At 62.8% G+C, this 23,640-nt stretch carries 19 protein-coding genes; 4 read left to right on the top strand and 15 right to left on the bottom strand.

Annotated elements, in window-relative coordinates; translation table 11 throughout:
* The first annotated feature begins 73 nt into the window (after positions 1-73).
* Together Q1A91_RS15365 and Q1A91_RS15360 are read left to right on the top strand one after the other, a co-directional pair.
* Positions 74-1,003: a hypothetical protein gene (locus tag Q1A91_RS15365; protein WP_299879213.1), complete on the top strand. Its 930-nt coding sequence runs from the start codon at positions 74-76 to the stop codon at positions 1,001-1,003.
* Positions 1,004-1,076: 73 nt separating this feature from the next.
* A complete protein-coding gene (locus Q1A91_RS15360) occupies positions 1,077-1,598 on the top strand; it encodes a flavin reductase family protein (RefSeq protein WP_299879210.1) in 522 nt (173 codons plus the stop codon).
* A 157-nt stretch (positions 1,599-1,755) separates the two neighbouring features.
* On the opposite strand, the gene Q1A91_RS15355 is transcribed toward Q1A91_RS15360, so the two are convergent.
* The 10 genes from Q1A91_RS15355 to Q1A91_RS15310 form a co-directional block, all read right to left on the bottom strand.
* On the bottom strand, positions 1,756-5,907 hold the full coding sequence (locus tag Q1A91_RS15355; RefSeq protein WP_299879207.1) for a translocation/assembly module TamB domain-containing protein: 4,152 nt from the start codon (positions 5,905-5,907) through the stop codon (positions 1,756-1,758).
* Entirely contained in the window at positions 5,907-7,721 is a 1,815-nt protein-coding gene (locus Q1A91_RS15350) for an autotransporter assembly complex family protein (protein WP_299879204.1), read from the bottom strand. The genes Q1A91_RS15355 and Q1A91_RS15350 overlap by 1 nt, the downstream gene beginning before the upstream one ends.
* Before the next feature lie 164 nt (positions 7,722-7,885).
* A complete protein-coding gene (locus Q1A91_RS15345; RefSeq protein WP_299879201.1) occupies positions 7,886-11,095 on the bottom strand; it encodes a reductive dehalogenase domain-containing protein in 3,210 nt (1,069 codons plus the stop codon).
* A 42-nt stretch (positions 11,096-11,137) separates the two neighbouring features.
* Positions 11,138-12,895 carry a TRAP transporter permease gene (locus Q1A91_RS15340; RefSeq protein WP_367278683.1) on the bottom strand — a complete coding sequence of 586 codons (1,758 nt, stop codon included), beginning with the start codon at positions 12,893-12,895 and terminating at the stop codon, positions 11,138-11,140.
* Between the two features lie 60 nt (positions 12,896-12,955).
* Positions 12,956-13,912 (bottom strand): TAXI family TRAP transporter solute-binding subunit, encoded by a 957-nt coding sequence (locus tag Q1A91_RS15335; protein WP_299879195.1) that lies wholly within the window; start codon positions 13,910-13,912, stop codon positions 12,956-12,958.
* Positions 13,913-14,030: 118 nt separating this feature from the next.
* Positions 14,031-15,116, bottom strand: coding sequence for a Tat pathway signal protein (locus tag Q1A91_RS15330; protein ID WP_299879192.1), 1,086 nt, complete (start codon positions 15,114-15,116; stop codon positions 14,031-14,033).
* Between the two features lie 107 nt (positions 15,117-15,223).
* Positions 15,224-15,835 carry an ABC-type transport auxiliary lipoprotein family protein gene (locus tag Q1A91_RS15325; protein WP_299879189.1) on the bottom strand — a complete coding sequence of 204 codons (612 nt, stop codon included), beginning with the start codon at positions 15,833-15,835 and terminating at the stop codon, positions 15,224-15,226.
* 4 nt (positions 15,836-15,839) lie between these two features.
* Positions 15,840-17,555, bottom strand: a complete 1,716-nt coding sequence (locus Q1A91_RS15320) for an MlaD family protein (RefSeq protein ID WP_299879187.1) — start codon at positions 17,553-17,555, stop codon at positions 15,840-15,842.
* Positions 17,555-18,346 (bottom strand): ABC transporter ATP-binding protein, encoded by a 792-nt coding sequence (locus Q1A91_RS15315; protein ID WP_299879184.1) that lies wholly within the window; start codon positions 18,344-18,346, stop codon positions 17,555-17,557. The genes Q1A91_RS15320 and Q1A91_RS15315 overlap by 1 nt, the downstream gene beginning before the upstream one ends.
* Entirely contained in the window at positions 18,346-19,479 is a 1,134-nt protein-coding gene (locus Q1A91_RS15310; RefSeq protein ID WP_299879181.1) for an MlaE family lipid ABC transporter permease subunit, read from the bottom strand. The genes Q1A91_RS15315 and Q1A91_RS15310 overlap by 1 nt, the downstream gene beginning before the upstream one ends.
* Positions 19,480-19,680: 201 nt before the next feature.
* Here Q1A91_RS15310 and Q1A91_RS15305 point away from each other — a divergent pair, with 201 nt between their 5' ends.
* Positions 19,681-20,106, top strand: a complete 426-nt coding sequence (locus Q1A91_RS15305; RefSeq protein ID WP_299879178.1) for a cytochrome c — start codon at positions 19,681-19,683, stop codon at positions 20,104-20,106.
* Between the two features lie 45 nt (positions 20,107-20,151).
* The gene (locus Q1A91_RS15300; RefSeq protein ID WP_299879175.1) at positions 20,152-21,297 is read left to right on the top strand and encodes a cation:proton antiporter; all 1,146 of its coding nucleotides are present in this window, start codon (positions 20,152-20,154) and stop codon (positions 21,295-21,297) included.
* A 34-nt stretch (positions 21,298-21,331) separates the two neighbouring features.
* On the opposite strand, the gene Q1A91_RS15295 is transcribed toward Q1A91_RS15300, so the two are convergent.
* The 5 genes from Q1A91_RS15295 to Q1A91_RS15275 all read right to left on the bottom strand — a co-directional run bounded on the left by Q1A91_RS15295 (position 21,332) and on the right by Q1A91_RS15275 (position 23,599).
* Positions 21,332-21,655 (bottom strand): TraR/DksA family transcriptional regulator, encoded by a 324-nt coding sequence (locus tag Q1A91_RS15295; protein WP_299879172.1) that lies wholly within the window; start codon positions 21,653-21,655, stop codon positions 21,332-21,334.
* A gap of 89 nt (positions 21,656-21,744) precedes the next feature.
* Entirely contained in the window at positions 21,745-22,191 is a 447-nt protein-coding gene (locus Q1A91_RS15290; RefSeq protein WP_299879170.1) for a DUF6691 family protein, read from the bottom strand.
* A 3-nt stretch (positions 22,192-22,194) separates the two neighbouring features.
* Positions 22,195-22,626, bottom strand: coding sequence for a YeeE/YedE thiosulfate transporter family protein (locus tag Q1A91_RS15285; protein ID WP_299879167.1), 432 nt, complete (start codon positions 22,624-22,626; stop codon positions 22,195-22,197).
* A 3-nt stretch (positions 22,627-22,629) separates the two neighbouring features.
* The gene (locus Q1A91_RS15280; protein ID WP_299879164.1) at positions 22,630-22,842 is read right to left on the bottom strand and encodes a DUF2892 domain-containing protein; all 213 of its coding nucleotides are present in this window, start codon (positions 22,840-22,842) and stop codon (positions 22,630-22,632) included.
* Positions 22,843-22,930: 88 nt separating this feature from the next.
* Positions 22,931-23,599 (bottom strand): Crp/Fnr family transcriptional regulator, encoded by a 669-nt coding sequence (locus tag Q1A91_RS15275; protein ID WP_299879161.1) that lies wholly within the window; start codon positions 23,597-23,599, stop codon positions 22,931-22,933.
* Between the last annotated feature and the right edge of the window lie 41 nt (positions 23,600-23,640).

The following is a 23,640-nucleotide window of genomic DNA, read 5'->3' as shown; positions in this document are numbered from 1 at the left end:
GTTTGACTGGTGCAGGTGGCAGCGGATTGGTAGGCGTCTCGGGATTGATATGCACCTAACCCCGGAGGGCTGAATGCGCTGCCTCGCGATCCTGAGTTTTTATCTTGTCTGGACCTGTTATGCGGTTGCTGATGGGACCGTCGGTGTACGGACGTTGATGATTGAGGGTGAGAGGCCGCTGTCATTGACACTCTGGTATCCGGCTGAGGGGGGCACCGCGCAAACCGTTGGGGGAAATGCCGTCTTTGAAGGGGTTCAGGGCGTGGTTGATGCGCCTCTCCCTGATGCTCTTTTGCCGGTGGTTCTTGTTTCACATGGAGGGCTGCGATCCGCGACAGACTCCGGTGCCTGGCTGAGTTCAGCACTGGCGCGCACAGGGTATCTTGCGATTGAGGTCAACGCCCCGCGTCCGGCAAATGCCACGCAGGCGATCGACGAAATCTGGCAACGGCCAAGGGATATCGTTCGGGCACTGGATGCCATCAGTGCGGCCCCCATTTGGCATGATGTGGCCGATATGACGGCAGTGTCAGCGGTGGGTTTCGCGCTTGGTGGGACGGCTGTTTTGTCCATCGCCGGAGGCAGGCTGTCCCGGGATCACGTGATGACCAGTTGCACAGGGCCAACCAAAGGCCCCGATTGCGCCTGGTTTGCAGCGCAAGGGGTCGGTTTGGACAGCATGGATGTCGATGCGCTTGCCAGCCTGCGGGGGGATCGGCGGATCAAGACGGTCATCGCCCTGTCGCCGGAGTATCTCAGCGCTTTCGGGCACCCCGTGTCTTCCATGTCCGCAGCAGCACATGTGCTGACGTTTGGACAGAAAGACGGGCCGTTTGCAGCGCTGACCCCCTTTGACGCCTTTGGCATCTGCACGCCCAAAGGCCCTGCAATTCTGGCCGAAGACGGTGGCCCGCCTGCGCTCTGCGGCACATCTGCACAGGGGCGCAGCGCCGCGCATGACGTCGTCCTCCAAAGGATACATCCTTTGTTGTCCGACAAGTGATGAAACAGCCTTTCATGTTCTACAAACGCCCTATCTCTGGACAATTCCCCGGCCCCATGGCACCGCTTGCCCCATGAACGCCCATGACGACATGATCCCCTTTGCGCCGGCCGAGAACGCCGAAGCCCTGCGCTCTGCCTTTGGGCGGTTTGGCACGGGCGTGATTGTTATCACAACGCAGAGCGAGATTGGCCCCATCGGCATGACGGCGAATTCGTTTACGTCCGTTTCGCTTGATCCGCCGCTGATCCTCTGGTGCGCTGCACTTCGGTCCAAGCGGCATGACGCCTTTGCCCAAACCGATCACTTTGCCATCCATGTGCTGGGCATGGACCAGCAGGGGGTCGCGCAGCATTTTGCGCGGCAGGGAGAAGGGTTGGACACGCTCGACTGGGCCGAAGGGCCCAGGGGTGCGCCGATGATTGGCGGGTGTCTGGCCGTGTTTCACTGCGACCGCTACGCGGTGCATCCGGGCGGGGATCATTCGCTGATTGTGGGTCGGGTGACCCATGCGGCGGAGCGGAAAGGCTCGGGCGCGGGGTTGCTGTTTGACCGGGGGCGGTTTGGGCATTTCAGCGCGGGCGCTGAGGGATAAGCGCAGGCCGGGCGTCCGGTTGCGCCGGGGTGCAGGATATTTACAGCCAAAAAGAGGGAGCGGGGGTGGTATGGTGGCTGCCGTCAGCACGCGATGCAGGCAGCGCATCTGTTTGGGGCAAAAGGCGGGCGCGCTGATGGAGGGCTGTGTGGGTGCGTCAGTAGTCTTTTTCGAAGAAAATCCCGATGCCGGTGTCACCGTCCGAGCCGAGCGTGGCTTTGCCTTTGAGGTTCGGCGTGAGGTCGATGTTCAGGGAGACATCCGCTGTACCATCTGACGCGGCGGTCACGTCGGAATAGATGTTTTCAGAGATGTATTTGCCCGCCCGCACCGCTGTGGCGCCATTGTCGGTGGTGGTCACATCCAGATCGTCCAGACCAAATCCGTCGCGCAGGTTGGAGATCACGCCGGCGCCGCCCCGCCCTGCTAGGGTTGCCACCGCACTGGCCAGTTGCAGCGCCTGAAAGGCGGAGATGTCGCCGATGTTGCGGCCAAACAGAAGCTGGGCGAGGACTTCGTCCTGCGGGGCTTCGGGGGTGGATTCAAAAGTGACTTCAGGCGCGTCAGCGGGGCCTTCGACGATCACGCGCACTTCGCCTGTCCGGGTGCCGGTGGCAGAGACAAAGCGGATGAAGGGGACCAGATCGCCCTGAAACTGGATGGCCCCTTCGGTCAGGTCGAACCGCTGGCCGAGGATGTCCAGCCGCCCGCGCAGCAGGGAGAACCGCCCGGCAGAGATCACCCTGTTGGTGCTGCCCGTCAGGGTCAGCCCGCCGCCCAGTTCCGCGTCCAGCCCGCGCCCGCGCACGAAGATGCGGTTGGGGGCATTGACGCGCAGATCAAGGCCGAAGCCCGGACCGCTGCTGCCGTTTGCGGCGTCGGCGCGGCTGGCTTCATCAACGCCTGCCTTGCGCCGGGTCGAGATCACCGGGCGCGTCGCACCGATATGGGTGATGGCGGGAATATCCCCGATGGAGGTGAGGCCGGTGGAGGGCACATTGACTTCCGTCTCACCCACCTCGATGGCACCGCTGATCCGCGCGCCGCCCGTGAGGGGCCCCGCCAGCCGCAGCGCGCCGTTGAGGGTGGTGGCGTAGAGTTTGGGGTCAATCAGCGCGAGGTTTTCCAGACCGATCTGGATGTCAGCAGGCAGCGATCCGGTCAGGGTCACAGCACCGCCCACGCGCAGCCTTCCGCCGGTCACGGCGTTGCCTGTGATGTCCAGTTCGGCCCGGTTGCGGGCCAGTTGGATGGTTGCGGCGATGCCGTTCAGCGCAACCCGCAGGTTCGGCGCAGACAGCGAGGCGCTGTCCGTGCGGATGGTGCCGGTGACGGAGGACAGGGCCGCAGGGCCGTTCACGCGGAGGTCAAAGCGCGCCTGCCCTTGCAGGCTGCGCGGCGCGATGAAAGGGGCGCTCAGCCCCAGCGGGGCGTTGCCTGCGATGTCGAGGTTCAGGGCGCCGCCGGGGTTCACGCTGCCCGCGATCTGGGCCTGCGTGCCCGAGGGGCCGTTTGCGCCGGTGTCGATGCGCCAGGCATCGCCCTGTTTGCGCGCTGTGCCATCCACGGCGAGGGGGCCGTTCAGACCGGGGACGAGGGCTGCGAGGTTGGGCATGTCGATGTCATAGGTCACATTGGCTTGCGGGCCGGTGACAACACCCGCGATGGCCGCCGTGCTGCGGTAGGGGCCGGTTGCGTCGGTCTCCACCGCGATGCCATCCGGAGTCTGGCGCACAACGCCCGTGGCGGCGAAGGGTCCGTTGATCCCCGGCGCCAGCGGGGCGACGTTGGGCAGGCTGGTGTCAAAACGCAGCCGCATCTTGGGTCCGGTGGCCAGCCCTTCGACAGCGGCGCGCAGGCCGTAGGGGCCTTGGGCTGTGGTGTCGATGACGAAGCCCTGATCTTCCTGACTGAGTGTCCCTTGAGCGCTGAGCGCGCCGGTGAATTGCGGCGCAAGCGGTTGGACGTCCGGCAGGGTCAGGTCGTAGGTGATGGCGATCCTGGGGGTGATCTGGCCTGCGACCGTCGCGCGGACGCGGTAGGGGCCGGTGGCCCGGGTGGCGATCTCAAGCCCGTTCTGGGTCTGGCGCAGGCGGCCTGTGGCGGCGAGCGGGCCGTTCACATGCGGCACCAGCGGGTTCACATCGGGGGCCGAGACATCAAAGGTGATGTCGAGCGGGGAGATCAGCCCTTCGATGGCGGCTTGGGTCTGGTAGGGACCGCTGGCGTCGGTGTCCACGCGCCAGCCGTCGGGGGTTTGGTGCAGGGTGCCGGTGGCGTTGACCGGGCCTCCGATCTGGTCGGCAAAAGGTTTCATTTCGGGCACATCGGCGGTGAAAGCGATGCGGGCGTTTGGCCCCGTGGCGAGGCCTTTGGCGGTGAGAGCCGCGTCGTAGGGGCCATCGGTGCGGGCATCCACGCGCCAGCCTGCCGCATCTTGAGTGGCGGTGGCGCTGACCGTGACGGGACCTTCGTACTGGGGCACGACGAGGGCGATGTCATTCAGTTTAAAGTCGGCGCGTACATCGCTGTTATCGCTGCGTAAAGCGGCTTCCCCGGTCAGGTTGAGTGCGGCATTCTGCAAGATCAGGTCGCGCAGGAAAGTACCTGTTTCATCACGCAGGGCTTGCAGGGAAACTGTGGTGCGCCCGGCCAGCACTGCGTCGGCCTGTGCGATGCCCAGCTTCAGATCATCGGTGCTGCCATCGGCGGTCAGGTCAAAGGCGCCATCCAGCGGCGTCACTGTACCGCGCAGGTCGAGGGCGGTGCGCCCGTCCATCTCCCGCCCGGCCAGTGCGGAAAAGCGGCTGAGGTCACGGGCTTCGAGCCGCGCGTCGAGTTCGGTGCGCAGGCTGTCTTCAATCCCCGCGATCACGGCGTTGCCGGTCAGGCCATAATCCGCGCCGGACAGGTCAAGGTTGCTGATCCGCGTCGGCTGCCCTTCGGTGTAGGCGATGGTGGCGCGGCCAGCGATCGCCTCCCCCAGCGCCTCTGACAGGGCCGTGTCGGTGAGGGCGAGGCCATTTGTGGCAAAGGTCACATCGCCTTCGAAAGCCCCGACCCTGCCCACGTCTCCCATAAGCGTACCATCAAGGCCCAGTTGCGTGCGGACGATGGCGACACCGGGCATGGCAAGGGCGGTGATGTCGAAATCCGCGTTCAGCGCATCGCCATCAGCCGCATCGTAGGCGATGCGCAGGTCCATGGCTTCGACGGTCTTCGCCTCCCCGCTGAGGGGCAGCAGCACGGGCGTGCCGTCCGGGCTGGTGATGGTGCCTGTGATGTCGATCAGGCTGGGCCATTTGTCCGCGTTCAGGGTAAGCGCGCCGGCAATCTGGGCGGATTGGGCGGTCAGGTCGAAGGTGCTGACTTCGACCGCGCCGTTGCTTTCCAGCAGTGTGTCGATGCGCAGGCGGACGTCATCGCCGAAGAAATCCTGAAACCGGGGGGCCAGAAGGGCCGTGACATCGCCGCCGATGTCGGCCTGAATACGGCGGTCCGGCTGGCTGTCGTTGCGGCGGGAGGGTTGCACGGAAAGCGTGACCTGCCCGCCCAGCCGTTCCTGCCCGTCGGTGGCCAGTTGCAGGTCCGTGACCAGATCGGTGAGCGGGCCTGCGCCCTTGATCGACAGGTCAACAGCGGGCTGATCGGGGATTTGCAGCAGGCGCGCAACCAGACCTTCCTGGCCTTCCGACAGGCGCAGGTCGAGGTCGAGCAGATCGTCGTCGCGTTTCAGGTCACCCTTGATGATGAACGCGCCCCGTTTGGCATCTGTGCGCGCGGCGGTGAGGTTGATGGTAAACCCCTCCCCGTCCAGACGCGCGCTGGCTTTGAGTTGCAGTTGCGCCGCCTCTCCGAGAAGCGGCGCGCCGAGGGTGATCTGATCAATGGCGAAATCGGCAAGGTTCACGGAAACCGGCAGGTCCGGCAGGCTGAAGGGGGTGGCTTCGGCGTCGGGCAGCTCCGCGCCTTCCTCTGCCTGCGGCAGGCGCGGCAGATCAAGACGGGCGGCGGTCAGGTGCTGGACTTCCAGCCGCCCGCGCAGCAGCGCGCCCCGGTCCCAATCCAGCAGGACGTCTTCCAGCGTCAGCCAGATGCCGTCGTCATCAGCGATGGTCATCCGTTCAAATGACGCGCGGGAGCTGAGCGCGCCGGCAAAGCCGTCGATGCTGACCGTGCGCCCTGCCCCGCTGAGTGCGTTCTGGATGGTGCGCGTGAGGAAGTCCTTGTCCGCGTCCTGGGCCATGGCAGCGGACAGGGAGAACGCCCACAGAAGGGCAACAGCGGCGATATGGATCAAGATCCGCATCAGAACGCCTGCCCGATGCCGATGTAGATCTGAAAGTTCTCGCCCGTGTCCGGGCCGGAGGTGGGCACGGCAAGGTCCAGTCGGATGGGACCAATCCCGGTGTCGTAGCGCAGGCCGAGACCCGCGCCGGAATGCCACTCACCGGACCCATCAATGAATTCCTCAGACCCGATGTAGCCTGCATCGGCAAAACCCACGATGCCGATGGCGTCGGTCATCTTCACCCGCGCTTCGGCTTGCAGGCCGACAAAGCTGCGCCCGCCCACGACGTTGCCGCCGCCCAGATCAACGCCCAGCGCCTGATAGGGCTGCCCGCGCACGGTACCACCGCCGCCGGAGTAGAAAAGGTAATCCGCTGGCGCCACGTTCAACGCGGGACCGATTACGGATCCCAGCTGTCCGCGCAGGGCAAAGGTCACAGGACGCTCCGTGCCAAAGGTGCGATAGACGCGGGCATCCACAAAGCTGCGCACGCCATTGTCGGCCCCATCGATGGCGAGGAAAGGCGTTGCGCTGACTTTCAGGAAGTATCCATCCGTGGGGTTCAGTTCCACGTCGCGGTAGTCAAACTCCGCCTCCAGCGGCAGGGTCAACAGGGTGTAGCGGTTGGTGCCAAAGGCATCCTCCGTCTCTGCTGTGCGCAGGCCGAGGCCCAGACGGTAGGTGCGGTTTTCATTGGCGATGCGTTCGATGCCTGCTTCGATGTCGAACTGGCGGGAGAAGAAATTCACCTCATCCAGCTGCGCCAATTCTGCCAGCGCGTAGAAATTGGTGTCTTCGTTGAAGGTGGCGGGGCGTTCAAACCGGGCGGAGAGGGTGTAATCCTCACCGCCTGAATTGCCGCCGATGCCGCCGATCTCTGCCTCCAGCCGCAGGCGTTCAGCCCCGCCCAACAGGTTGCGGTGCATCCAGAACGTGCTGACCGTCAGCCCTTCGAGCGATGAAAGCTCTGCCCCGAAGCCAAAGCGGCGCTGGGGCGCGTCGGTGAGTTGCGCGGTGATGGGCAGGGTATCATTCGGGCCGATCTGGTCCGCTTCGAGCAGGGCCACAGCGTTGAAGGCCCCCGTGCGGCGCAGGCGGGTCTGGGACAGCCGCAGTTCTTCGGGAGAGAACACCTGCCCGGTGGGCAGGCCTGCGATTTCGAGGATGCGTTCGGTGCGCACTTTGCTGTCACCCTTCACGCTGAGCGGGCCAAAGCGCAGCCGTTTGCCGGGGGCCAGTGTGATGTCCGCATCAATCGTCTGATCACGGTGGCGCGCGGTGAGGTCCTGACCTGCCAGCGTGGCTTTGGCGTAGCCTCGCGCCCGCCAGCCTTCGATCCCCGCCGCCGCCGTGTCTTTGAGCACGCTCAGGCTGGCGGTCTGCCCGGTGGCGAAACCTTCGGGCAGCTCGGTTTCGGGGGCGATGGGGCCGATGCGGGCCGTGCCAAAGCGGAACTGCGGACCGGTATCAACGGTGATGACCGCAGTGGAGATGCGGCTGGGGGGCTGCACGGGCGGAATCGTCGTGGCATCCCTGCCGTCCAGTGTGATCGTGATGACCGGGCCGAAGAACCCCTCATCATAAAGCACGGCCAGCAGCCGCCCGTAGTCCGCCTGTGCGGCGGCGACCAGTTCCTGCGTCGATGGGGTTGCGTCTTCGGCCGTTTGCTCTGCCAGAAGCGAGCCGCCCAGAAGCGTGGCATAGAGCGCACTGTCCGGATCAATGCCTTTCAGGCTGAGATCCGCAGCCAGCCCGATGGACCCTGTTGCACAGCCCATTGCGCAGGCAAGCGCCAGTTGCCTGACGCGGACCCCGATTGCTGCTCTTTTCACACCTATCCCCTGCACACCCATACACCACACAGTCAGACCGGTCGTTGCGATCTGGTTCTTTTTAGGTGATCTAACGTCTTTCGGGCGGAACCTGCAATGGAGCGTGGTGTTTTGGAAGGAATTGTGAACACGGCTGATCCGGATTTTAAGGGGGGCTGCGCCCCTCAAAGGTCGATTTCAACCACGCCGTCTTTGTCCAATGCGCGTGACTGGCACAGGATCAGGGCCGTTTCCCGTTGCGTTTTGGACAGCACGAAGTCGCGGTGCTCCACCTGTCCGGAGAGCAGACCGCATTTGCACACACCGCAGATGCCATCGCTGCATTTGACGTCCACCTGTATGCCGTTTTCGGCCAGCACGTCTGTTGCGGCCTTGTCGGCGGGCACGGTGAGCGATTTGCCCGACCGGGCCAGTTTCAGCGTGAAGGGGTGGTTTACATATTCCGGTTGCTCCGGGACGGAGAAATATTCCAGATGGCGGGCTTCCTCGGGGAAGCCCGCCTGTTCTGCCGCCGCCATGACCGAGGCCATGTAGCGGTCTGCCCCGCAGGTGTAGACATGGGTGCCGGGTTGATAGGTGCCGAGAACTTCCGTCAGATCGGCACGGCTGCCTTCGTCGGTGATGTGAAGCTGCACCTTGTCGGACCAGTCAAAGCCCGCGATGTCCTCCAGAAGCCCCATCGTCGCGCGGCTGCGGCCAGAGTAGTGCATGGCAAAGTCGCGCCCCTGCGCATGCAGGGTATGGGCCATGGCCACCATCGGCGTGATGCCGATGCCGCCGCCCAGCAGGATCGTTTTGCGGGCGGACGGCTCAAGCGGGAAATGATTGATCGGGTGAGAGATGAACACCCGCCGGCCTTGGGTGAATATGCGGTGCATCAACAGCGACCCACCCCGGCCTTCGTCCTCCCGCAGGACGGTGATCTGATACTTGGAGCGATCCGCCGGATCGCCGGACATGGAATATTGCCGCAGGAACTCAGGTGCGACCACGATATCCAGATGCGCGCCTGCCTCCCATGCGGGCAGATCGCCCCCCGCCACGGGTTCAAATTCATACTTCATCACGCCGGTCGCGGTTTCCTCGGCCTTGGTGACAGTGACCTGAATGACCGGGCTTTCGCTTTCGGGCAGGACGTTGTGGACAACGCTGGTGTCCCCCTGCGCCAGACGGCGCTGGTATTCCTCTGCCGTGACCATCTGCTGATATGCTTCGATCCCCGCTTCGCGGTCCATCGGGAAGGGATAGGGATAGGGGTGCGGGGCCAGCGGCGCGGGGTAGACGGCGAGGGTCTGGTCTTCGTACTTCAGATCAAGCTCCTTTTGCAGCCCCCGTTTGTTCACAGGTTGCTTGGTCGGGCGGTAGCCGCCATCTTCCTCAATCTCCAGATCCCACCACCACTTTTTGACCGGGTTCAGCGTGCCATTGTCGACCAGATCATCAAGTTTGGCCAAAGCCGGGGCCAGTTTCGGTACATTCATCGCTGCCCAGCGGAAGGGTCTCTCCTTGAAGATGCCCTCAAGGTTCCAGGGACAGGTTTTCATACAGCGCCCGCACATTGCACCGCCGGGGGTGGTGACACGGTAGGTGGCGCATTTCTGGCTGTCGGATTTCCAGATCTCATAGCCGTTGAACATCAGTTTGGGGCCCAGCGTGATCGCCCCTGACGGACATTCCCGCGCGCATTTGTTGCAGCTTTCGCAGAAGGTTTGCAGGCCAAAGTCAATCGGCTTGTCATGGGCCATGGGCAGGTCGGTGGTCACGGTGCCGGATTTGAGACGCGGGCCCAGATAGGGGTTCAGGATCACCTCTCCGATCCGGCTGACTTCGCCCAGACCGGACAGAAGCAGCAAGGGCGGCTGCAGGACCTCTCCGTCCATCACGGTGTGGGCTTTGGCGCTGTAGCCAAGGTTGCGGATCTGCCGTGCGATCACCCCGCCCAGCAGCGAAAAGCGCAGATAGGCGCGCATGGATTGGGCCACGGCAATCCAGTCGTCGCCGGACGATCCGTCCATCGTCTCATACCCCTGATCAATGATCATGTTGAGCGCCTGATCATGGGGCGGATCAATGACCTCTCCGCGTGCGTCGTGGCTGTACCATGCCCAGTCGGGGCAGCGCGAAATGCCAACGGCATCCGCGCCGAGGTAATAGCTGGTCGCTTTGACCAGTGCGGCCGCCTTACCTGGGTCGAGGGTTTGTTGTTCCGGGGCAGTCTCCCCGTCCTGAAGCAGCACAAAGGCACCCAAGGCCCGCCGTTGCGCCATCGAGGGGGCGGCCTTGCGCACGTAATGCCCGCCTTTGGCGGCGTCCTGCATTTTCTTGCCCATGTCACCGAATTGTGCCCGCGCAAACATGTCCGTGCGTTTGGGGACGCGGGCGACGTTGGGTTCATCAATGTAGGTCGTGGGTGTCTCCACCCGTTTGAGGTTCTCAAAGGGATGCGCGCCATCGACAAAGCGGCGCTTGGCATAGGGCAGCGCGTTCAGTGCGTTCTTGGCCGATGCGGTGCCCCAGGTCCAGGCGGCGCCGAAGGCGGATTTGGGTTGTTGCGCCATGGGGGCAAGGGGGTGGTCGGGGGCGACTTCGAATGTGGTGGTCACAGCCGCCAGACCAAAGCGCGCGCCGATGTAGGGGTGCGAGAGGGTCGCGCCTTCAACCGTGGCAAGGCCTGCGGCAACGGCCAGTCTGTTCAGATCGACATCCGCGCTGGAAACCGTGTGGCCGCGGGCATCATAGCCCAGCAGGCGCAGGTAGTTGGCCAGCACCACAGCGGTTTCGGCCGCCAGAAGCCCGGCCCGGTGGGCCTGCGCGTCCTTGATCCAATCGGTGCCTTCCTCCCCCGGCTCCGGATCGCGGGGGTTTTCATAGAGGAACACAAGCGCGTGGGTGTGGCCGTCAATCCCGGTGTCGGGTGCCTCCACCGATTCCTTGAGGTCCGCCATGATCATGTCGATGCCGGAAGCCAGCGTTTTGGTCTGCCGGGTTTGCAGGTCCTGCGCCAGCCGCGCCACATCCGGGTTGCGGTGTGGTGTGTCCAGCGCGGCAGCAGCGGGCAGCAGACAGGTCCCGACAAGGGCTGCATCGGAGAAATACCCAAACGCCTTGAGGTGGTTGGCGCGTTCCTGCGGGTCTGTCGGCGCCTGCGCCACGGCCTTGTTGATCAACCCATCCCGGATCGCATCCAGCATCGCCTGATGTTCGCGCATCGCATTGACGATGGAGCGCGGGTCAGAGGGCCTGTCGTAGGACAAATGCACGACAGGCGGTACGGAGGTGAGGTCAGGCACATCAGCAATCCGCGCCAGACGTTCGGTCGGGTAAGGCCCCATGTGGACAGGGCGTTTTGCGTCTGAAAAGAACCGTATTGTCATTGTTGCAAGGCCTCACTCCACGCCGTCACGGGTACAGGTAGATCAGATCAACACCCGGATAAACACAATCCACAACCCGCCCAGAATAAGTGCAACACGCAACACCCCATTCAGGTTTGAGATGATCCCGAGGGACAGACACCCCAACCCGGCAGCCATTTGCACAAAGGCCAGACCCGCCCCTGCGGCATTCAGCTTCAGCCGGATGATGTCCGGGTTTGCAATCATGCCCAGCGGAATGACGTAAAGCCCGATCCCCAGCGCCATCGCGCTGAGCGCGACGCGCAGCCAGTTCTCTCCGATCATACCGGCCGCGATGAAAACCGCGCCGCAGACCGGTGGCGTGATGGTGGACAAAAGCGCAAACCAGAACACAAAGAGATGCGCCTGCAAGGGCTCCAGCCCCAGATCAATCAGCGCAGGTCCCGCGACAGACACACAGATGACGTAGGCCGCCGTGGTGGGGACTTCCATCCCCAGCAGCAGGCAGGCCAATGCGGTCAGCAGCAAGGAGGGCCAGAGCAACCCGCCGGACCCCGAGACGATAAAGGAGGTCAGCTTGACCCCCAAACCGGTGATGCCCAAGACCCCGATCACAATCGACGCGCAGATGATGATCGATCCGATCATGGCGATCTGTTTGCCGGCATTCAGGCAGGCATCGCCCAGGCGGCTCAGACCCAGCGGGATGTCCAGTCCGGTCTTGCCATTGAACAGGAGCGCCACGAGGCCCACGAAAATCGCCAGTGCGGCGGCATATTGCGGGGTGTATTTGAGCGCGAACATCGCCAGCAGCAGCACGGTGAAGGGCACGGCAAAGAACAGTGACGTCACAACCACGTCGCGCCGCGCGGGGCGTTCGTGCGCTGGAATGCCCTTGAGTTCATACCGCGTGGCATAGGCGTCGATCCCGAACCAGACGGTGGTGAAGAACAAAATGGCGGGCAGCAGGGCCGCGAACATGATGTCGGTGTAGGGCACGCCGGTCAGTTCGACCATGACAAAGGCCCCTGCCCCCATCAGCGGCGGCATGATCTGCCCACCCGAAGACGCCACCGCCTCAACCGCGGCGGCCAGTTTCCTGGGGTATCCCAGCTTGGTCATTGCAGGCAGCGTGATCGCCCCGGTGGAAGCGACATTGGCCGAGGCCGAGCCGGAGATCGAGCCAAAGAGCGCCGAGGAGAGCACGGAGACCTTCGCCGCCCCGCCCCGCAACCGGCCGGCGGCGGCGGAGGCGACGTTCATAAAACCCTGCCCCGCTTCACCCGCATTCAGGACCGCGCCGAAGATCACAAAGACGGAGACGACGCCCACCGATACCCCTGTCAGACTGCCCCAGATGCCGCCTTCGGCAATCACCAGCGTACCCAGAAAGCTGCCCAGCGGGGTGCCGGAATGGCCGAACTCTCCGGGGATGTGTTGGCCGAAGAGGCCATAGGCCAGCATCAAAAGCGCCACCAGCGGCAGCGGCCAGCCGATCATCCGGCGTGCGCCTTCCATCACCAGCAGCAGCAGGAACACCGCCATGACGGTTTGCCCCTGCCCTTCGATAAATCCGTATTGATTGCGCAAGACTTGATGGTTCAGCGCAATCCACACGCAGCAGGCAATGCCGATAAGGGCCACAGCACCGCCCAGCACAGCGCGGGGCACGGACGAGGCGCCGAACACAAACACCCAGGGCAGGATCAACGCCAGATGCAGCGGCCGTGACACGAGGTTCGGCACCAGACCATAAAAGATCAACCCGAGGTGGGCCGCGATGGTCAGCAGTCCCAACGCGATCCACGGTGTCCGCATCTGTGTCATGTCAAAGCCCGATGGTCAGCGCCCCGGCCACAGGCTGGCGCGCTGATGTCCTTAGCGATGGGCGTCTGTCAGGGGCGCGCCCACTTCTTCGTAGTAGCGGATCGCACCGGGGTGGATCCGGGTGCTGATGTTGCCGATCATGCCTGCATCCACGCCGTTCCACCATGCCGCAGCTGAACCAAGGTTTTCCTTCTGCTCCCAATAGGTCTTGGTCAGCAGGTAGGCGGTGTCATCGCTCATCTTGTCGGTGGTGTAGGCCACCACGGGCAGCGATGTGGTGGAGATGTCCGCGTCCTGCCCGGCATAGGTGCCTGCCGGAATGGTCAGCGGCGTGCGCTTGGTCTTGGCCACCTGGTCATCGCTCAGTGACAGCACTTTGACACCGGTCGAGGCGGCGGCCTCGATCACATTGGGTGCAGGGAAAGATCCCGCCGTCACAAAGCCGTCAATCTGGCCGTTCTTGAGCGCGCCCACCGCGTTGGACAGTTCGGAATCCGCAAGGGTCACCTTGCCCTCAAGCCCGAAGAGCCCGAGGTATTTCGCCCCTTCCCGCGCCCCAAAGGACCCGGAACCGAGCAGGATCGTCTTGCCTTCCATTTCATCGAAGGAGGTGATCCCGCTCGCCTCTGACACGACAAAGTGCATGGTCAGGGACGGAATGGGGAAAAGCGCACGGATCGTGTCAAAGGCCGGATCGCCCTTGTCCTTGAACATCGCCTTGCCGTCCTGCGCCAGCCCGACCAGCGCAGGCGGCGTGGTAAAGACGTAATCGCCGCCACGGGCGCGGACTTCCATCACGTTCTGGACGGAGCCCTGGCTTTCTTCCACAGTCACCACAACATTGCCGTCCGTGCCTGCGCGCATCGCTTCGGCGATCTGCACGCCCATCTGGTAGTAGGACGACGTCGATTTGGCGGATTTATAGGTGATCCGGTCCTGCGCGGTGGCAGTGGTGGCCAGCAGCGCCAGTGTGGATGCTGCAACAAGCGATTTGATCAGTGTTTTCATTCGGTTTTCCCTCCCAAAGATACGGTCTGTTACGGGGACAGTATCAAGCGTGGCGGTGACGGCAAGGCGCGCTGTGCGACCTCTCCTTACGCGGGAAATCAGGGGGCACCAGACACGGTCAGATGACCACATCCGCCACCGGACGACGCAGGGACATTGGCAATGCCGGGGCATAGCCAAATCGCACAATCAGGTCTGGACGGATTGTGGCGTCCCCAAGCCAGCCTGCAAAGTCGCGGCGCAGTTCAGGCACCTCGATGGGCTGATTGATATGGGCGTTGCGAATGCCGAGCGCTGTGGATTGCAGCGCGAACCGCTGAAAGCTGCGCCCTACATTGATCCAGTGCGCTGCATCCTGTTGATCGGCCGTGAAGACGGCGATCCCGGCAGAGGATCTGATGTGCCGACGGTATTTGTCGTTCTCGCTCTCTTTCTGGAAGAACAGATCAAACAGACGCGCCGCCATCCATTCGGGTACGACCGGGTTGCCGCTGCACGCTGAAAAGAGCCCGTCCCCGGTGGCAATCGCCTGGTCCGGTGTGAACCGGATCCAGTCGCGCAATTCCTGAATGAACGCAGGGTTGTCCATCTGGACGCCGTTGCCCGCGACCACCAGATCTGCAATCGCATCCATGTCAGAAGGGTCTGTGACAAACCGAACCGACACGCCCTCCTGGGCTGCGGCCGCCGCCAGCGTGTTCAGGTCCTGTGTCGGCACCGCCCGCCCGTCATAGTCCGACCGGGTTGATTGCCGCAAGGGGATCGCCTGATAGAGGTAAGAGGCTTTCGCACCGGTGCTGTCGAGGTCGATGGAGATCGCGGTTTCCGCCCCGCGCACAACGGAAAGCGCCGGCTGCCATCCATGGGTGCGGGCCGCGATAGACAGGTTTTCAGCAGCACATCCCAGACTGATGTAGAGGTGATGATCCTCCGGATCGACAACAGCCGTGCGCCGGGTCAAATCCGGACGGATGATCACGCGGCGGTCTTCCAGTTGGAAGGTCCACGGCTGGGTGTTGTGGCTGTTGGCGGCCAGTGTGGACATGCGGATCAGATCCGCCCGTTCCGGGTCAGCTTCCATCAGCCGTCTTTGGCGGGCGACTTGTTCATTGTAGGCATCAAGGCGGGGCCACATGCTGTAGCCAACGGCGCAGAGAGCGGCGGCGGACAGACCCGTGGTCAGCAGTCGTCGACGTGACAGCATATCATCGTCCTTTCAGGCGCAGGTGGGTGTCGCCCCATCGCTACAGCGCTTTCGCCCGTCCCGCCTGATCTGGATCAATGCCGTTCCGCTTTCGCTGCCGGTCCCCGCTACACCCGCACAACCGCCCAATCGGCGATTGCCGGCAACACAGCATCAAGGATGGCCTGAAACGCGCCGACGATGGTCGCTGGCTGATCATCTGGAATCCGGGCGGTGTCCTGAAAGCGGCGCGATGCAACGACGGTCTGGTCCCGGTCGTTGAGGATCGTCAGGTCCATATCCACCGCAACAAGGTAGCCGCCGGCAGGTACCTCCTGAACTTCAAACGCATCTATACGGACAAGCATCGCCTTGTCCGGCACCGGGCCCGCATCACTGCGCCCCACATATCCGATGCGCCCGGTTTCAGAGATGCTGCGGATCAACAGGGACTGCACCACGGCAGGGAGTTCGTCCCCCCATCGCGCGTCCGGCAGGTAGGTGACGGTTGCGGGATCCGGTTTGACCAGAATGCGGTCTGTTGTCAGCACCGCGGTGGCTTGCGGGCGGGCGACCAGCAAGGTGCGCGCGGTCCGCCGCCCCTGTTTCGACCCGGAAGCCGGGGTCAGATCGTAGGTGTCCAGCACTTCACTTGCGCTGCTGAGCGCGCTGAGCGTACTGCATCCTCCGAGGGCGAAGAGCGCCCCTGACATGGCAACACGGCGGGTCAGATCGGGCATGGGACTACCTCCTGTATTCGGGCACGCGCCCGTCGAGAATGAAACGCGCGGGGTCACGCTCAATCCGGCGCACCAGATCACCAAGGGTTTTGACCAGCGTGCGTGCCTCAGCCGCAAGGCGCGTCATTTCCGGCAGGCCCCGGTTGGCAAAATCATTGATGCCGGGTCTGGACTGGGCGACGGTGCGCTGCACGTCCTGAACCACAGCGTCACTGCGCGCGATCAGGGCGCGCAGGTCTTCGGTCACGGCGGGCATGTCCGCGGTCACCTCCGTAATGGCCCGGCTGATCTGGTCAGATGCTGTGCGTAGATCGGTCATCATTGGTTCAAAATCCGTCTCCAGCACCCCTGTTGCGGCATCGAAGGTCGTCTGGGCAGCGCCCAGCGCGCCTTCTGCCACCTCCAGTGTCGTATCGAGGGTCGTCAGACTGCCTTGCGCCTTGGCAAACAACGTATTGGCAGAGGCAATCGCCTCTCGCATCTCATCGGTCATGGGGGCGAGATTGTTAGACACGCCGGTCAGGTTGGCGGCGACGTCATCAACGGCCTGCCGCGCGGTGCTGATCCCGTCGCGTATATCGGTCATGATCACGGGCACATCATCGCGCATGACCGTTTCGATTGTTGCGATCGCCGCCCTTGCGTCAGCAAGGACAACGCGGGCCTCCGCCACCAGTTGCGCGCCGTCCCCCACGACCAGCGTATCAAAGCTGTCTGAGGCACCGGTGACCGCCAGAAACGCGGTGTTGGCCTCTTGCAGCGTGACTTCGAGTTCCTTGAGGCGGCTGTTCAGCAGATCGGAGGTTTCGGTGAACCCCTCCAGTGTCGCGCCGGACCGCGCCTGTAGATCGGCAATCGCCGCGTTTGTCTGTGCTGCGGCCTGGGATATCTGCGCGAGGATGTCAGGCACCTGTTCCGCAAGGATAAGCTGCCCCTGATCAAAGACGCCTTCGGCGCTGTCTATTGCATCCACGGAACGGGTCAGCGCGGTTTGCGCTTCCTCAAAGGCGCCTCGTGCCGCGGTCAGCGTGCTGTCGGCCTGCTCAAGCGTGGTGGTGACCGAGGCGCCGATGGTATCAAGGCGGTCCGTGAAACCGCTGATCTGGGCGGTTGCATCGCGCACGGTGCCGGAGATTTCGGAGAAATCGTTCAGCGCCTGATCCAGACGCCCTGATGAGCGGTCCAGATTGCGCAGGATGTTGCTGACGTAGGCCTGGTTTTCCGGCCCCGTGAGCACCTGAAACTGTTCCAGCAGTTCGGTCGCTTCTTCCAGCAGGTTCGGGGCATCCTCCACAAGGGATTGCACGGTGGAGCGGCGGGAGGGGATGATCAGCCATCCGTTCTCATCCGCGACCAATGGCGGTGCGGAAAGTGTACCGCCAGACAGGGAGATAAATGCGACGCCTGTGACCCCCTGCGCCTGCAATTGCGCGATGGTGTCAGACCGCACCGGCGTGTCCGCTTCGATTTCGATGGTGGTGAAGACCTTGGAGGGATCCTGTTCCGCAATGCGCAGCCCGATCACGCGCCCCACCGAAATGCCGTTGAACAGCACGTCTCCCGACGGATCGAGGCCCGAGACGTCCTCAAGCAGGATGCCATAGGTCTGATATTGCTTGTTGATCTGCACGCTTGCCAGCCAGACAAAGAATGCCAGCGTGCCCAGAATGGACAACAGGGTGAATAGCCCGATCAGGATGAAATTCGCGCGGGTTTCCATTACCTTACCCCGTCAGGTTGGGCTGTTGACAAAGCCGCGCGGGCGCGCGGGCCGTGGAAATATTCGTGCACCCAGGGGTGATCTACTTTCAGCATGTCCTCCATCGTGCCCACTGCCAGCACCTTTTGATCCGCAAGGACCGCAATACGGTCGCAGATGGCATGCAGGCTATCGAGATCGTGGGTGACAAGAAAGACGGTGAGCCCAAGAGCGGCCTGAAGTTGCTTGATCAGGATATCAAACGCGGCCGCGCCGATGGGATCAAGGCCGGCGGTGGGTTCGTCCAGAAAGACGATCTCGGGGTCCATGGCGATGGCGCGGGCGAACCCTGCCCGTTTGCGCATGCCGCCGGACAGCTCAGAGGGGTATTTCTGCATCGCGTTTTCCGGCAGGCCGACCATGCGCACCTTGATCCCGGCAAGGGTTTCGCGCATGCGGTCGTCAAGCTGTAGCTGTTCGCGCATCGGCGCTTCGACGTTCTGGCGCACAGTCAGCGAGGAAAACAGCGCGCCATCCTGAAACATCACCCCCCAGCGGCGGCGCAGCGCGCGAAACTCCGCATCTGATGTGGCGCGCACGCTTTGTCCGAAGACCTCAATCTGGCCGGCCTGGGGTTCGAGCAGACCGACGATGGCGCGCAAAAGCACCGACTTGCCCGTGCCGGAGCCGCCGACCACGCCGACGATCTCTCCGCGTCTGACGTCCAGATCCAGCCCATCGTGCACGGTATGGGTGCCAAACCGCGTGACCAGCCCCCGCACCCGGATGATGGGGTCTTCTGCGGGGGCCATCACACACCCACCACGGCAAAGAAGATGGAAAACAGGGCGTCCATCACGATGACCAGAAAGATCGAGAGCACCACAGATGCGGAGGTAAGCCGCCCCAGCGATTCAGCGTTGCCGCCGACTTTCATACCTTCATAACATCCGATGATGCCAATGATCAGCGCAAAGAAAGGCGCTTTGATCATGCCAACGCCAAAGTGCCAGACGTCCGTGTTGCTGACCAGACGGGTCTGGAAGACCGCCGGTGACACGCCCAGTTCGATCCAGGACATCAGCATACCGCCGATCAGCCCCGATATGTTCGCGATGAACCCCAGCGCAGGCAGCATCAGCATCAGCGCCAGCACCCGCGGCACCACAAGGATTGTCACTGGATCAAGGCCAAGCGTGCGCATGGCGTCAATTTCCTCGCGCATTTTCATGGAGCCGATGGCGGCCGTGAAGGCCGACCCCGACCGCCCCGCCACGATGATAGAGGTCAACAGGATGCCCAGTTCCCGCAGGATCGAGATGGCGATCAGATCGACGACAAACACCTCTGCACCGAACTGCCGCAACTGCGCGGACCCCTGAAACGCGAGCACGACACCAATGAGAAACGCCATCAGTGCCACGATGGGCACCGCGCTCACACCGATTTCCTGACAGTGATGGACAACGGAGGTCAGGCGCAGTCGGCCGGGGTGCCGGACGATCCCGCCCAGCGTGGCGACCACCTGTCCCAGAAAAGACGTGAGTTCCAACATCATGCGGTAACCCCGCATGATTTTTTGGCCAAAGGCCTCCAGATGGTCGGCAAGGGACATCGGCCTGTCTGAGGGGCCGTCAGTGGGTGGCATATGGCGCCGCACGGTTTCAATGAGTTGTGCCTGCACATCCGTCGCGCCCGTGATCTGTGCGGGCGGCCCGCTCTGTGCTGTCCGGTTTTGCTGTTCGATCAGGAACCACGCACCCGCCGTGTCAATCTGAGACAAGCCGGAGACATCAATGGCAGACACGTTGTCATGGGGTATGGAAAGGATGTCCCGTGGCAGTTGGGTCAGGGTATCAATCAGCAGCGCCCCCGTGAGAACCAGTCGGCCCTCCTCGATGAACGTATTGATCGTCCTGTTGGAAATTGGCTGTGCGCGTACCACGTTGGACCACCCTGTTCACTGGACTCTGATCGCTAGGGGCCCGTCTACCCTCTTGGTCATTGCTATCCCTAGGAAGTAGGGAAATGACTACTTTGATTCAGATCAATTAGGAACCTCTCAGATCGTGAGAGCTTTGCAAGCAGGCGCCCGCCATGGTGCCCGTTGCGCCGCAATCCAGTCAGGCAGGAGAGAACCAGCAGAATGCAAATCCGGACTTCATTCAGTTTCCTTTTCGCGCTGACTGCCTTGGTCGCGTGTTCGGGCGCATTCACAGACGCTGAAACGGGCGCTGAAACGGGCGCAAAGCGGGGCCAGGTGATTTACGCCAAGGAATGCGCACAATGTCATGGCGCCGCAGGCGCAGGCGCGGGGCCTGCCTCACTGGGGATGGGGGTGCCAGCGCCGGATCTGACCGGCCTCAGCCAACGCAACGACGGGTATTTCCCGCGTGAGTTTGTCAGGCGGTTCGTGATGGGCCTGCTGGAGAAAGACGACCCCGATGCGGCGATGCCTGATTTTGCCTCCGTCGGGTTGCGGCATGTCTACCCGGAGGGAGGTGCCGATGGGGAAGTGCTGGAGGCCGATTTTGAAGACCTGCTGGATTATCTCGCCTCCATACAGCGTTAGTCCCCGCAATTTGCGACCTCCCGTGCAGCACCGGTTCCGCCTGACATGATTGACCCATTCGCCCTTCTGACCCTTGGTGTGCTCTTCGCCGTTGGTCTGGGCGCGGACCAGTTGGGGCGGCGGACACGTATCCCGCGTGTCACCCTGTTGCTGGTCTGTGGGGTGATTGCGGGCATGATGGGTTTGCTGCCGCAGAGCATGGCCGTGCTAACCGAGAACGTGACGGTTATGGCGCTGACGCTGGTTGCGATACTGCTGGGTGGGTCCCTGAAGGTTGCCACCCTCAAGGCCCATGGGCGCGAGATCCTCACAATTTCGATTGCGATTGTCCTGATCACGCTGGTCATCGTGACCGCCGGGCTGGCTCTGCTTGGTGTGGATTTTGCACTGGCGCTGGTTCTGGCCAGCATCGCCACGGCCACGGCCCCTGCCGCGACGCTGGATGTGCTGAGGCAAAGCGGGGTTTCCAACAGTTTCACCGAGATCATCAAGGGTATCGTTGCCCTTGATGATGCCTGGGGGCTGTTGGTTTTCAGCCTGTGTCTGACCCTGGCTGCGCTTTTGACGGGGAACGGTGAGCCCGTTGTGCTGCCCGCCCTATACGAGATCGCGGGCGCGCTTGGGCTGGGGCTGATGATCGGCTTGCCCGCGGCCTTTCTGACCGGCCGGATTGAACAGGGTGAGCCCTTGCAGATTGAGGCGCTGGCCATCGGGTTTCTGACGGCAGGCCTTGCGGTCTGGATGCATGTGTCATTCCTGCTGGCGGGCATGATGGCGGGGGCGTTGATCGTCAATCTGGCCCGCCATCACAGCCGCGCGTTTCATGAGATTGAGCATATCCAGTGGCCCTTCATGATCGTGTTTTTCATACTGGCGGGCGCATCGCTGGATCTGGGCACCTTGGGTGATCTGGGCTTTCTGGGGCTCACCTTTGTGCTGTTGCGGATTGCATCGCGCTTGCTGGGCGGATGGCTTGGTGCTGTTGCAGCGGGCAGTGCGCCGGGTGAGCGCCAGCTGTTTGGCCTTGCGCTTTTGCCCCAAGCCGGTGTTGCAATCGGGATGGCGTTGCTGGCAGGGCAAACCCTGCCACAGTGGCACGATCAGATCATGAGCCTGACCATCGGTGCCACCGTTATCTTTGAAGTGATCGGTCCGTTTGCCACCATGTGGGCCGTCCGGCGCAGCGCCTGAGACATGTTGCACCCCACATCATACGCGGCCTGTTTCAGCCACCCTGGGCGCAGGTCTTGCACAATGGCGCATACAGCACCGCTGCAAGCCGCGCATCGGAGATTGGCTCCTCGCATTTTTGGCAAATGCCGTAGGTGCCGTCTTCGATCCGGGCCAGTGCCAGGTTGAGCAAGGCGATCTCCTTTTGCGCAGCGGCACCCAGACTTTCCAGCACCTCATCATCTTCGATGTCGATGGCCTGCTCGTTCAAATCGGCTGACTTCGGCTCTGCCAGCTCATGGTCAACGTCGTGAACCCGCTCATCAAGCTCTCCGAGCCGCGCTTTGATCAGTGTTTCGTAGTGGGTGAGGTCTGGCATGGTCTGTCCTTCGTTGTGGATGGACAGAGCCTAGCCTGTTGCAGCGGCCCTCGCATTGACCGGGATCAATGACACGACAGCGTTCTGCGCTACTGCGCGGCGCTGGTCGGTGATTGCTGGCGCGCCAGTGCGGAGGAGACAAACCGCGTGGCGAGCATACCCGCGATCAGCGCCAGCACGAAGAGGATCACCTGCGTATTCAGCGTGCCCAGCGCCGGCAATGCCCCGCCGGGGCAAAAGCCCGCGATGCCCCATCCGACCCCGAAGATGCCAGCACCTGTCAGCAGGCGTGCATCAAGTGTGGTTTTCTGAGGGATATCAAAAGTCGGTTCATAGATCGGTGCCGCACGGCGCCAGACAAGGCGGTAGCCGATGAAGGCCGTCACCACCGCACCGCCCATGACAAAGGCAAGACTTGGATCCCACGTTCCTGCCACGTCAAAGAAGTTGATCACCTTTGCAGGGTTGGCCATGCCGGAAAAGGCGATACCTGTGCCGAAGATCACGCCAATGAAGAAGGTCCAGAGTGTACGCATGGTTCATGCTCCCCAAAGATGGCGCAGGGCGTAGACTGTCAGACCGGTGGTCAACATGAACATCGCCGTCGACGCAAATGACCGGGATGACAGCCGCGCCATCCCGCACACCCCATGGCCAGAGGTACAGCCGCTTCCCAGCGTCACCCCGACCCCGACCAGAAAGCCGCCGACCAGCAGCATCGGCGTGGCCGCAGGCACCTCGATCTGGGGCAATTGGCCCTGAAGGGCGAAAAAGACCCAGGGGCCTGCAAACATCCCGGCAAGCAACGCGGCCCGCCAGGTCCAGTCATAGCGGCTGGCAGGCAGCATCGCGCCTGCAAGCACACCGGTGGCGCCCATGATCCGCCCACGCAAGAGCATCAGGAGCACGGCCGCCAACCCAATCAACACCCCCCCGGCAAGGGAGGCAAATGGTGTGAATTCTGTTTCCATAGGTCAGAGCTTGCAGGTCGAGATGCCGAAGACCCGGTACAGCGGGCAAAACCGGAAAAGCGCGGTCAGGATCAGCACAAGGCCAACGCCCATGCTGCCATAGGCAAATGTGGCGCTGGACCAGATCGCAGGCAGGTTCAGTAGCGGCGCGAACAGCAGGATGAGGCCGACAGCGGCCCTGAACAGGCGGTCAAAGCTTCCCAGATTGGCAGACATGTCTTCTTCCTTTCACGGTTGTTGGTTTCAGTATGACCCGTATTTGCCGCGCGGTCTGTGATTTTGTCACACGGCACCGCGCGTGGGCCTATGGCAGTTTTGCCAGCCGATCGATGGCCGCCATGTCCTGCAATTCGATCTGGCCACGGCCAAGGGTCACCCACCCCCGACGCTCAAATTCCTTGAGTTGCCGGGAAATCACCTCCCGCGCGGTGCCAAGTTCCACCGCCAGTTGCTGGTGGGTGAGATGCAGGACACTGTCTGACCCTTTGAGTTCGATCAGCTTTTGCGCCACGCGGATGTCCATCCGTTTGAACGCAATCTCTTCGATGACCATGAACAGCTCCGTGATGCGCTTGGAGTAGGCTTCGAACACAAAGGCGCGGAATTCCTTGGAGACGGACATCATCTCATCAAAGGCGTCGCGGGGGATCAGGATCGCTTCGACATCGGTTTCGGCGATGCCTTCGGCGGAGTAATCCTCAAACGCCAGAAGGCAGGCGGTGGTCAGAACGCAGCTTTCCCCGGCATGGCCCCGGTAGAGCACGATCTCACGTCCCGCGTCGGACAGCTGTTGCACCCGCACCGTGCCGGACACCAGCAACAGCAGGTGTTGCGCGGGTTTGCCCGGTCCGAAGATCAGCGACCCCTTGGACAGGTGCGCGGATGTCGCCCGCCGGTCCAGCAGGTCGGAGACAGCATCCGACAGGCCGGTCAGTCCGGGAAACCGATCTCTCCATGGTGGGTTCTTGAGCATTGTTTGCATCCTCTTTGTGGTCTTTTAGGTCAGAAAACCCC

The sequence above is a fragment of the uncultured Sulfitobacter sp. genome (assembly GCF_947500075.1).
Taxonomy (GTDB): domain Bacteria; phylum Pseudomonadota; class Alphaproteobacteria; order Rhodobacterales; family Rhodobacteraceae; genus Sulfitobacter.
This window is presented reverse-complemented; position numbering and strand designations above follow the sequence as displayed.